Annotated in this window: 9 protein-coding genes; 5 read left to right on the top strand and 4 right to left on the bottom strand. The window is 57.9% G+C overall.

The window, feature by feature from the left end; translation table 11 throughout:
- Positions 1 to 7 precede the first annotated feature (7 nt).
- Both guaD and ASE07_RS13455 read left to right on the top strand, forming a co-directional pair.
- The gene (gene guaD, locus ASE07_RS13460; RefSeq protein ID WP_057291376.1) at positions 8 to 1357 is read left to right on the top strand and encodes a guanine deaminase; all 1350 of its coding nucleotides are present in this window, start codon (positions 8 to 10) and stop codon (positions 1355 to 1357) included.
- A gap of 225 nt (positions 1358 to 1582) precedes the next feature.
- Entirely contained in the window at positions 1583 to 2674 is a 1092-nt protein-coding gene (locus ASE07_RS13455) for a porin (RefSeq protein ID WP_057291353.1), read from the top strand.
- 66 nt (positions 2675 to 2740) lie between these two features.
- Here the strand turns inward: ASE07_RS13455 and ASE07_RS29765 are convergent, their stop codons facing one another.
- Positions 2741 to 3004 (bottom strand): hypothetical protein, encoded by a 264-nt coding sequence (locus tag ASE07_RS29765; RefSeq protein ID WP_057291352.1) that lies wholly within the window; start codon positions 3002 to 3004, stop codon positions 2741 to 2743.
- Here ASE07_RS29765 and ASE07_RS30490 point away from each other — a divergent pair.
- From ASE07_RS30490 to ASE07_RS13440, 3 genes are all read left to right on the top strand, one after another.
- Complete coding sequence (locus ASE07_RS30490) at positions 2885 to 3163, top strand: class II aldolase/adducin family protein (protein WP_327196053.1); 279 nt, start codon at positions 2885 to 2887, stop codon at positions 3161 to 3163. The genes ASE07_RS29765 and ASE07_RS30490 overlap by 120 nt on opposite strands.
- 95 nt (positions 3164 to 3258) lie before the next feature.
- Positions 3259 to 3462, top strand: a complete 204-nt coding sequence (locus ASE07_RS13445) for a 4-oxalocrotonate tautomerase (RefSeq protein ID WP_057291375.1) — start codon at positions 3259 to 3261, stop codon at positions 3460 to 3462.
- 258 nt (positions 3463 to 3720) lie between these two features.
- A complete protein-coding gene (locus tag ASE07_RS13440) occupies positions 3721 to 4098 on the top strand; it encodes a hypothetical protein (RefSeq protein WP_057291351.1) in 378 nt (125 codons plus the stop codon).
- Positions 4099 to 4196: 98 nt separating this feature from the next.
- Here ASE07_RS13440 and tldD read toward each other — a convergent pair whose 3' ends face one another.
- From tldD to ASE07_RS13425, 3 genes are all read right to left on the bottom strand, one after another.
- A complete protein-coding gene (tldD, locus tag ASE07_RS13435; protein ID WP_057291350.1) occupies positions 4197 to 5657 on the bottom strand; it encodes a metalloprotease TldD in 1461 nt (486 codons plus the stop codon).
- 138 nt (positions 5658 to 5795) lie between these two features.
- Positions 5796 to 6611 (bottom strand): carbon-nitrogen hydrolase family protein, encoded by an 816-nt coding sequence (locus ASE07_RS13430; protein ID WP_057291349.1) that lies wholly within the window; start codon positions 6609 to 6611, stop codon positions 5796 to 5798.
- A gap of 4 nt (positions 6612 to 6615) precedes the next feature.
- Complete coding sequence (locus ASE07_RS13425) at positions 6616 to 10842, bottom strand: YhdP family protein (RefSeq protein WP_235548466.1); 4227 nt, start codon at positions 10840 to 10842, stop codon at positions 6616 to 6618.
- Between the last annotated feature and the right edge of the window lie 129 nt (positions 10843 to 10971).

Raw genomic sequence — 10971 nt, 5'->3', positions numbered from 1 at the left:
GAATGTAATGACGTCCACTAAAGCACTCCCTAACTGCCAGGCTTACCGCGCCAGCATCCTGCACTTTACGGCGGATCCGGCCTTTAACGACAAGGCCTTTCGCTGGCATGAAGACGGCCTGCTGATCGTGGCCGATGGCCGCATTTATGCCGCCGGCGACTATACCCAGTTGAGCGGCACGCTGCCCGAGGGCGTCAAGGTCCAGGACTATCGCGGCAAGCTGATCGTGCCCGGTTTTATCGATACACATATCCATTACCCGCAGACCGACATGATCGCGTCGCCGGCACCTGGTCTGCTGCCCTGGCTGGAGACTTATACGTTTCCGACCGAGCGCAAGTTTGAAAAGGAAGAACATGCCGCCGAAGTGGCGAGCTTCTTCCTTGATGAATTGCTACGCTGCGGCACCACGACAGCAATGGTGTATTGCACCGTGCATCCCGTATCGGTCAATGCCTTCTTCGGCGAGAGCGAAAAGCGCAACCTGCGCATGGTAGCCGGCAAGATCATGATGGACCGGAATTGTCCCGACTTTCTTTGCGACACAGCGGAAGCCGGCGTACGCGAAAGTGAAGACCTGATTCGCACGTGGCACAAGCGAGGCCGGCAGCTGTATGCGATCACGCCGCGCTTTGCGCCAACTTCGACCGAGGCGCAATTGCAACTGGCCGGTGAACTTGCGCAGACGTATTCCGACACTTTCCTGCAAACCCACGTCGCGGAAAACACCGATGAAGTCGCGTGGGTCAAATCGCTGTTCCCGGCCGCGCGCAGCTATCTGGATGTATACGACCACTACGGCATGATGCGTCCGCGTGCCATGTATGCGCACTGCATCTGGCTCGACGACCATGATCGCGCACGCATGCGCGAAACCCAGTCGGCGGCATCAATCTGTCCGACGTCCAATCTCTTTCTGGGCAGCGGCCTGTTCGACTTTGCACGCGCGGATGCCGCGCAGGTTCCGTTGTCGCTGGCGACCGACGTCGGTGGCGGCACATCGTTCTCGATGCTGCAGACCATGAATGAAGTGTACAAGGTCGCCCGTATGGGCGGCACTTATTTGCCGGCTTTGCGCATGTTCTATATGGCGACACTCGGTAACGCACGAAGCATGCAACTGGAAGGGACGATTGGCAATTTTGCAACCGGCGTCGAGGCTGATTTCGTCGTCCTCGATCCGCATGCGACACCCCTGCTCTCCCGCCGTACTTCGCGCACCGAAAGCCTGGAGGAACTACTGTTTGCCCTTGCGCTGCTTGGTGACGACCGCACTGTGGCCGCAACTTACAGCGCCGGCAAGCTGGTCCATGCGCGCGGACCACAGCAGACCGAACCGAACACTGTCGCCGTATAAGAATGACAAGCTGCGGTGCCCGCCGCAGCGTTGCGCCGATAGTACAACGGCATGAAAATCTGCCATTTCCTTGCCCATAAGAAAACAATGAAAAGTAGAATGGCTGCCCATATGGAAACGCAATGCATTGCAATGCACTGAAAGTTATACGACAGGCAGCCCGGAGGGTTTCACCGTCCGGGGGCACACCCGGTTTATTCAATCTGCATCACAACAGGAGATGTCATGCAACATAACAAACTAAAAAAACTACTGCTCGCAGCTACACTGGGCGGTGCTGTTGCCATTCCGGCCAGCGCGCAAACCAATGTTACCTTCACTGGCCTCGTTGATGTTTATGCCGGCTCGATGCGCAACGCCGGCGATGCGCGCTCACGCTCGGTCGTCAATAGCGGCGGCATGACAACTTCGTGGTTTGGTTTCAAAGGTTCGGAAGACCTGGGCGGCGGTCTGAAAGCCAACTTCCTGCTGACCAGTTTTATCCAGGCCGACACAGGCACACAGGGCCGCTTCCCCGGCGACACGCTGTTTTCACGCGACGCCAACGTCGGCCTGTCGGGCGGTTTCGGTGCGGTGTCCTTTGGCCGTGAACTGGCTCCGCACTTCCTGCCAACCATCCTGTTCAACCCGTTCGGCGATTCCTACACTTTCTCGCCGTTGATCCTGCACGCAGACGTGCCGCTGTTCAATGCGTCCGGCTGGACTAACTCCATCGTCGGCGACACCGGCTGGAGCAATTCCATCCGTTACCAGACACCGAGCTTCGGTGGGCTGACCGCCAACGTGCACTACCAGTTCGGCGAAGTCGCCGGCAGCACCGGCCGTAACAACATTGGTATCAATGCATTGTACTTCGCCGGTCCACTGGCGTTGACCGCGTTCTATCACAACGTCGAGATCAATAATCCACTCAACGTCCCGGCAGGTAACGTTCAACCGGGCGGCAATATTCCGCTTGCAACCGGCGCGTTCGCAGCACGCCAGACTGCATGGATGGTCGGTGGCAGCTACGACCTGAAAGTCGCAAAACTGTTTGCGACTTACGGCCAGACTTCGCATGACATCGATCTGGATGACAAGACCTTGTCCCTGGGCGCGACCGTAACGGCAGGTCCTGGCAAGGTGCAGCTGGCATGGGCGCAAACCAAGCGTGACGGCGTCGCCTTCGGTCCGGACCAGAAGCGCAACACGACAGCAGTTGGCTACGATTATGACCTGTCCAAGCGTACCGACCTGTATGCGATTGTGATGAATGACCGCATCACTAACCGCGATAGCGGCAACAGCTTCGGCGTCGGTGTCCGCCACCGTTTCTGATAGCTTAATGGTCTGATGACGCCTGGACGGGCATTGCCTGCTTCACAGCTTATTCAGTTCGATTGCTTAACTGCCCGGCATTGCCGGGCGTTTTTCATTATGGTGATCCATGATGGCATCGAGTTTCACATACCAGGGCGGCAAACTTGCGGGTGAAGCGATCAGCAAGGAAGAATGGCAGGTGCGCCGTGACCTGGCCGCCTGCATGCGCTGGGTTTCCATGACCAGCTTGGTTACCATACCTATGAAGGGCTTGCCCTGTCGCCGAGCGAGCAGCGGCGGTTCGTCGACCGGCTTGGCGGCTACCCGGCGATGATGTTGCGCAATCACGGTACACTTGTGTGCGGACGGACGGTGGCCGAAGCTAATGTGCTCATGGAGTCGCTGGACAAGGCATGCGAAATCCAGCTGAACACAGGCTGGCGGTGCAAAGCTGGTTCTGCCCGATCACGAGACTTGCGTCAAAACACACCGCGAACTGCTCGGTGACGGCTCGCCGGAAGGCGAACTCGAATGGCCGGCATTGCTGCGGATGCTTGATGCGGTATCAGCTTCTTATCAACAATAAACTGGAAGGACAATTTATGCCGACAATTAACGTACAGATGTTTGAAGGACGGACGCTGGAACAGAAGCGGGCCTTTGCCAAGGCAGTGACTGAAGCGGCGGTTGCGACCCTGGCATGCAAGCCGGAATCGGTTGACATCATTATCAAGGAAGTCAAAAAGGAAGACTGGGCTACCGGTGCAAGCTATAACGTGACAAATGAGATCGATGGATTTTTTTGACTGGCAAGGCGCAGGAGGAGTCAATAGCGAGCTATTGACGACGAGTGCAACGCCGGCGGACGGAAAAAGACGCGATCTCATGGTGCGTTATGGGTTGGGATTGGTATAAAGCCTTTATATCGGCAGCAATGACCGGAATGATTTAGCAAGGACAGTCAGCCTCCATACAACATATCGTTGCCCGTACGACTCTTGTTACAAAGATTCCCGGCAGTCGATATGACTTTGTCCTTTAATATAAGGACAAAGGAGTGAAGCATGATGAAGTATTTCAGGTTAGCCGCCGCCGCAAGCCTTGTCCTGTCAGGCTGGTCCGCACCGGCATTCGCGGGAGGCAATGTCCATTGGTCCGTGTCTGTCGGCGGGCCGGTGTATGTGCAGCCTGGCGTCGTCTATCAGCAGCCGCAGGTTGACTATGGCCCTTATGGTCAACCACCATCGGCATTTCCTTCGCCTCCGGTGTATTACTATCCGGCGCCAAGTTACTACGTTGCGCCGACACCGGCCTATCCGCTCGCACCTCCGCCGGTTATCTACTATCAGTCTTCTGCTCCGCGCCAGCATCACCATCAGCATCAGCACCACCATCGGGGCTACCATAATTACGGTGACGGACGCGCTTCCTTACGTAGATAAAACACCTTCGGCAGCACGAAACATCTCTGCAAAAAATTAACCGGTTAGCGTGCCGTCTGGAAAAGGCGGCACGCTAACCGGTTTTTCTTTTCTGCCAATTAGGCTGTGCCGCCGACCGTCATGCCATCGATACGCAATGTCGGCTGACCGACGCCCACGGGAACGCTCTGGCCTTCCTTGCCACAGACCCCGATGCCGCTATCGAGCCGCATGTCATTGCCGATCAATGAAACACGGTTGAGTACATCCGGACCGTTGCCGATCAGGGTTGCGCCCTTGACTGGATAGCTGATCTTGCCGTCTTCGATCATGTAGGCTTCGCTGGCGGAAAACACGAACTTGCCGTTGGTAATGTCGACCTGGCCGCCGGCAAAGTTGACGGCATACAAACCATTTTTAACCGAGGCGATGATTTCCTGCGGGTCTTTGTCGCCGCCCAGCATGTAGGTATTGGTCATGCGAGGCATGGGCAGGTGCGCATACGACTCGCGACGTGCATTGCCGGTCACGGACATGTTCATCAGGCGTGCGTTCATCGTGTCCTGGATATAGCCCTTGAGTATGCCGTCTTCGATCAGGGTCGTGCACTGCGTCGGCGTGCCTTCGTCGTCAATATTGAGCGAACCGCGCCGGTCGGCGATGGTGCCGTCGTCCACGACGGTCACGCCCTTGGCCGCAACCCGCTCGCCAATGCGGCCCGAAAACGCGCTGGCACCCTTGCGGTTGAAGTCGCCTTCGAGTCCATGGCCAATCGCTTCATGCAACAGTACGCCTGGCCAGCCCGAGCCCAGCACCACGGTCATCGGTCCTGCCGGCGCGGGGCGCGCGTCCAGGTTCACGATCGCCGTCGAGACCGCATCGCTCGCGTACTTTTCCAGCAGTTCATCGGTGAAGTAATTGAAATCATAACGGCCGCCGCCGCCGCTGGAACCAACTTCGCGCCGGCCGTTCTGCTCGGCGATGACGGTGATCGACATGCGGACCAGTGGCCGGATGTCCGCCGCCAGCACACCGTCGCTGCGTACCACCAGCACGACATCGTATTCACCCGCAAGGGAGGCCATGACCTGCACCACGCGCGGATCCTTTGCCCGCGCAATACGCTCGATCTTTTCCAGCACGGTCACCTTCTCTGTCGCGGTCAGCGAAGACAAGGGATCGTTTGGCAGATACAGGGACCGTCCGCCAACAGGCTGGATCGATGAAGCGACCTTGATCTTGCCGGCGCCCTGACGCGCAATGGTGCGAGTCGCCGCGGCCGCATCGAGAAGCGCCCGTTCCGAAATTTCGTCGGAATACGAAAACGCCGTCTTGTCACCGGACACCGCGCGTACGCCCACACCCTGATCGATCGAAAAGCTGCCCGTCTTGACGATACCCTCTTCCAGGCTCCAGCCTTCGTTTTTGGTGAACTGAAAATACAGATCAGCGTAATCGACCCGATGCGTAAAGATCTCGTCCAGCGTTTTGATCAGCTTGGATTCATCCAGACCGAAAGGTGTCAGCAGGACATCACGGGCAATGGCAAGGGTTTGAAGATTGGGTTCAAATAGCTTCATGTTTTGTTGTCTCTTCGCGTGTATGCGTTGGCTGGATACGATATGCGATTGTAGAGCATCTGCCGGGCTGCCGCCCCGGCGGACAATCCGGCACCAGACAGGTCAATTGATTCAGCCGGCAGATGCCTGGTGGAATGCTTACAGCTTCCGGTGCGTGAGCGCCGGCAGGCTTTCACGCACACCTTGCAGTCGCGAGATTTCAAGATCCCCGATGACCACGCCTTCGCCTTCGGGCAACACGCTCTTCACCTCGCCCCAGGGATCGACCAGCATGCTGTGGCCCCAGGTACGCCGTCCATTGGGATGCTTGCCTCCTTGCGCCGCGGCAAGGACATAGCATTGATTCTCGATGGCACGTGCGCGCAGCAGGATTTCCCAATGCGCACGCCCGGTGGTATAGGTAAATGCCGCTGGCATCACAATCAATGCGCAGTCGCCCATCGCGCGGTACAGCTCGGGGAACCGCAGGTCATAGCATACCGACAGGCCCACCTTACCGAATGGTGCGTCGAAGGTGGTTACACGCTCGCCATGCACGATGGTCCGCGCCTCGTCGTAGGACTCTTCGCCCTTGGTAAAACTGAACAGGTGGATCTTGTCGTAACGGCTCGCCTGTTCGCCATCGGGCTTATAGACCATCAGGGTATTAAGCACCTTGCCATCGTCCGGGGCGGCCATGGGCAGGGTGCCGCCTACCAGCCAGATCTTGTGTTCGCGCGCAAGTTCAGACATGGTTTCCTGTATCGGGCCGCCACCGGTCTGCTCGGCATGCGCCAGCTTGTCCGTGTCCTTCATGCCCATGATCGGCCAGTATTCGGGCAGCAGCACGAGTTGGGCACCCTGACGGGCGGCATCCGCAACCAGTCTGCGGGCACTGGCGAGATTTTCTTCCACGACGGGCGTGGACACCATCTGGATGGCGGCAATTTTTGTAGATCTTGTGGGTTGCATCATGATCTCAGCCTTTGGTTCCGAAATTGTTTGCCGCCTCGCCGTTCGGTGTAGCGGGTTTGCGCAGCATCTTGGTGACCACCGGATCCTTCCACGGGCCAGTCACCTGATACTCAAAAGTGAAGGCCTTCATCAGCGGCTCGCGCAGAAAAAGTTGCGCCAGGAAAGTACCCACGCCGATGACAGGATTGACGGCCAGTCCGTAGACAACCGACGCTGCACCGACATTAATATCCGGGATCACGACCACATGCAAATTCTGCGCTTCTTGCGCGATATCCGCTGTGCCATCCATCAAAACCGTCGCCGCTACGCCACGCATCTTGAAATTATCGGTATGCACGACGCCCTGCGCGATGTTTGCCGTTGCGCTGACGCCATCGAAGGCAAAACCTTCGGAAAACACATCCCGGAAATCCAACACCAGTCGACGCGGCAATGATTGCAGACTAAGCACGCCAAGCAGCTTGGCGGCTGCCGGATCGACTTTCAGAAATTGTCCGGCAGTCAGGTCAAGATGCATGTCCCCGGCCAGCGAGGGAATATCCAGCGAAAATGGCAAGCCTTTCCAACTGATTTCGCCTTTCATTTCGCCCTTCCCCCCGCGCAGTACATTCTGAAACCCAAAACGTTCGAGCAGGTGGCCGGCATCGGCGATTTTCATCTTGTAGGCAAGGCTGGACAAGCTCTCGCCGTCCTTGCTGGCCCATCGACCGGTCGCATTGAATTCTCCGTCCGGGTTGGCGATGGATAACTTGTTGATTCGCCATTCGCGCCCGTTCGGCCCGCGTGCATTCTGCGCGGCGACTTCCAGGTGTCCGAATTTCTTGCCGAACAACTCGAAGTTTTCAGCAACGATATCGAGCGCGGGCATCTGCGTGGTGGTGTTCTTGCCTTCGAGCAGTTCTGTGACGTCGGATGCGGCGGACTGTGGAATGATGAGCGACGCCAGCCTTGCCGTGACTCGTCCCGAACCCTGGCGGAAACGCGGCTCCATCCAGGTCACGTAGCCGGAAGCCTGGTCGGAATCGATATTGGCTTGCCACTGGCCTTTTTGATGGGACGCACCGACCACGACATTGTCGAGCTTGCGTCCGAGCACGATCAACTCGGTCGCATTCGCGGCGAGGACTTCAGGATCGATATACTGGGCGATGCCAAGGGAATCCGGCTGACTCGGTGTACTTTGAGTACTTTGAGTACTTTGAGTACTTTGAGTACTTTGTGTATTTTGCGCATCGTCCTGCCGCCCCGCGGTGACCACCGACGTCAGCGCACGACGCCATGCGTCGATATCCAGCGACTTCATGCTGGCATGGACGATCAAGCCGCCATCCGGTTGCGGTGCCGGCACGTTGACGCCGATGCCGCCGCGCAGCACGCGCCACTCCGCATCCTTTTCAGTGCCCTTCTGCCGCTCGTACCTTGCCGAAATGGAGGAACCCAGTGACAGCTTCATCTCGTCGCGCATTAACGCAGCATCATTTGATGGTAGTTCGGCAAGCTCAAAGCGGAATGGCATGCTGTCGCCGCTTGCCTTCCTGAGGGGCGCCGGAAAGTCGAGGCCAACACCGATCAGATTGGACTCGACCACGATTTCCGGCCGCTTGTTCTTGACGCGGATGACGGTGGTATACCGTGTGCCGCCGCTGATCAGCTCGGATGAGCGCTGGGTCAGCGGTGTTGTGTAGATCTTGCGCAAGCCGTCCACCGACAGATTGCCGTCAGCCTTGACCACGATGCCGCCGTCGCGCTGGGTACCACCGGAAACGGTGGTCGGTCCACCGAGGAAGTTGGTCTTTATTCCGGCGATATTGAAACCCTTCTCGAAAAACTCGAGCTTGCCGGTCGTACCCATCAATGGCGGCATGAACTTGATCAGGTTCACGTTGTTTCCGGCGAACTGGAGCGCACCCTTTACTTTAGCGTCACGCAGATGCTGTAACGGCAGTTGCAGGTCCAGTGCCAGCCTGGCATTGCCAGTGGCCTTGGTGTCTTCGGTGAAATGATCGATCCAGCCGGCGACCGGACTTTCATTCGTGAAGCGCAAGAAGTTTTGCAACGGTCCGGCGGCTTCACCATTCACGCTCAGCACCATGTTGTCGTGCTGGCTCAGGTCGGGAATCACCGCCTTGACGTTGGACAGCGTGGTACCCGCAGTCCTGGCGATGGCTGCCACGATTTCCATGCGCGCCCGGTCAAATGCGATGGTGCCGTTGATGTCGTCGATCACCGGCCACATAGGCGTAGTGCCATCTTGTGCAAACAGATCCGGTCCGTAGTTCAGCTTGCCGTTTTCGATCTTGCCGAGTACGCTGAATTCGCCTTTCGGTTTATCGTTGCCGGCGCTTCGCGCAAAAGGAAATTGCGCGAGATCTCCCTTCAGCTTCAGTCGCACATCTTTTACGGTGCCGCCAACGAGTGCACCGGTCAGCCATTCATGCAGTGACTTGGGCGTCTGCAAGGGCAGGTAGCGCCCGATATCCTGCAGTTCAAGCTTGTTCAGTTTTCCGGTGAGATCGATGTTGCCACGCGATTTGCCGGCCTGATGACTCAGTGGCATGAGGTGGGTGCCGCTGAAGGAACCTGCCAGTTCACCCTGCACGAATTCCATCTTTTGCACGTCGAGCAGCAGCTTGCTGTTTTCCTGGAAGGTCCAGTTTGCCTGCATGCTGAAACGATCGAAAGGCATCACCGGCTCGGCGAAATAGCCAGGCAGCTGCAATGCGATATCGCGCGAGGCCAGGTTGAACGAGCCGCCGCGGTCGTTCGCGTCGATCCGTCCTGTCAGGTTATCGAAGCCGGGAATCGCCGGCACCGCTGCCTGGGCCGGCGATGTGGCGGTCCTGGGCTTTGCTTCGCGGGCCGGTAAGGGCTTGAGCGACAGGCCGGCAAATTCGCCTTTGACACTGTAGGCCGAAATATCGGGATAGCTGCCCTGCCACTGCGCGGAAAAGTCCCTGAGAAGACCGCGCGGCGCAAAATCCACCAGCATTTGGCGCTGCTCCGCAGGAAGCGGCAAGCGTTCGGCGAAACTGGCAGCAGTTTGCAGATCGAGCAGGCGGGCGTTGATTTCGGTTCTTGCGGGCCGTCCATTGCGGGCCGGCGCGTAGCTTTCACTGATCGTAGTACGTGGCAGGTACAGTCCATCATCGGTCTGCAGCGTAAAGTCGGTCAGCGAGATGGCATGCCCATTCTGGCCGAACGTCGGTGTGCCATCCTGCGCATTGGCGTTGTAATCCTCACGGATGGAAATCCGTCCCAATACCTCGACCAGGTTCATGGGTTCAAGGTCTTTGCGCAGTCTTGCAGACACGTTGGACAAGCTCAGGTCGGCGGTAAAGTTGGCAACCTTGGCGCGGTCGAAATCCAGCCATGCCCGTACCGAACCCTTGCCCTGCTGCATATCCACCGGATAGTCCAGATACGTTCTCCAGACTGTCAGATCGGTGTTGTGCAGATCAGCGTAAAGCTGTCCCTTCCATACCGCGGCGTCGGAAATCTTGCTTGCAAAGTGAGGATGGTCGAACGCGGCACGCACGTCGAGCGGGCCGGAGAAGGCGGCGGGCGGCGTTGCCCGCAACGAGAAGCGATGATGCCGCCATTGATTGCGCAAGATGAGATTGACATCATTGAGCGGCAGTTCGGGCGCGGCACGCTGATCGTCATTCCAGCGAACGCGTCCATCGCGGATGATGATTTCACGTTGCGACAATACCCAATCAGCGCCTTTGTCGCTGCCGGTTTTGCCGGTATCAATGGCGATGCCGGCCACGAACAGCTTGCCGTTCGCATCGCGCCGCACGTCCATGTCGGGCTTGTTGATGACAAGTTGTTCGAGTCGCAAATCGGCGGTGGGCAGGGACAGCCAGGACAGCGTGGCGGAAACGTTGGGCAGCGTCAGCGCGGCATTGCCGGACTTATCGTGGATAACCACCTGGTCAAGCGAGAGCCGGGGACGCAGGCCGGACCAGGATGCCTGGATGTCGCCAATGGAAACCTTGTTACCGATGGCGCGCGTGGCCATCCTCTCGACTTCCGGCTTGTAGCTGTCGATGTTGGGCAGCACGACATAGCGCAGCCCGAGCACCAGGGCGCAGAAAATGAAGTACAGGACAACCGCCGTCTTGAACAGCGCACCAAGCACGTGATGCGTCGCCTTATTGGCGATTCGATAACATTCTTTCGACGCATGCCAGTACGCGCTAAGCCTGGTGTCTGGTTGCGGCGGCATGTTCGGATCTGTGGACATCAACGATAGGAGCGGAGTCTGTTCAAAAGCATCAAGCGAGAAGTAACGGCAATGCACGGAGATACATGGCAGGACGGAATACCATAGACGCCACGCAACGCAGTATATACG

It is taken from the genome of Noviherbaspirillum sp. Root189 (assembly GCF_001428545.1).
In the GTDB taxonomy this organism is placed as follows: Bacteria; Pseudomonadota; Gammaproteobacteria; order Burkholderiales; family Burkholderiaceae_D; genus Noviherbaspirillum.
This window is presented reverse-complemented; position numbering and strand designations above follow the sequence as displayed.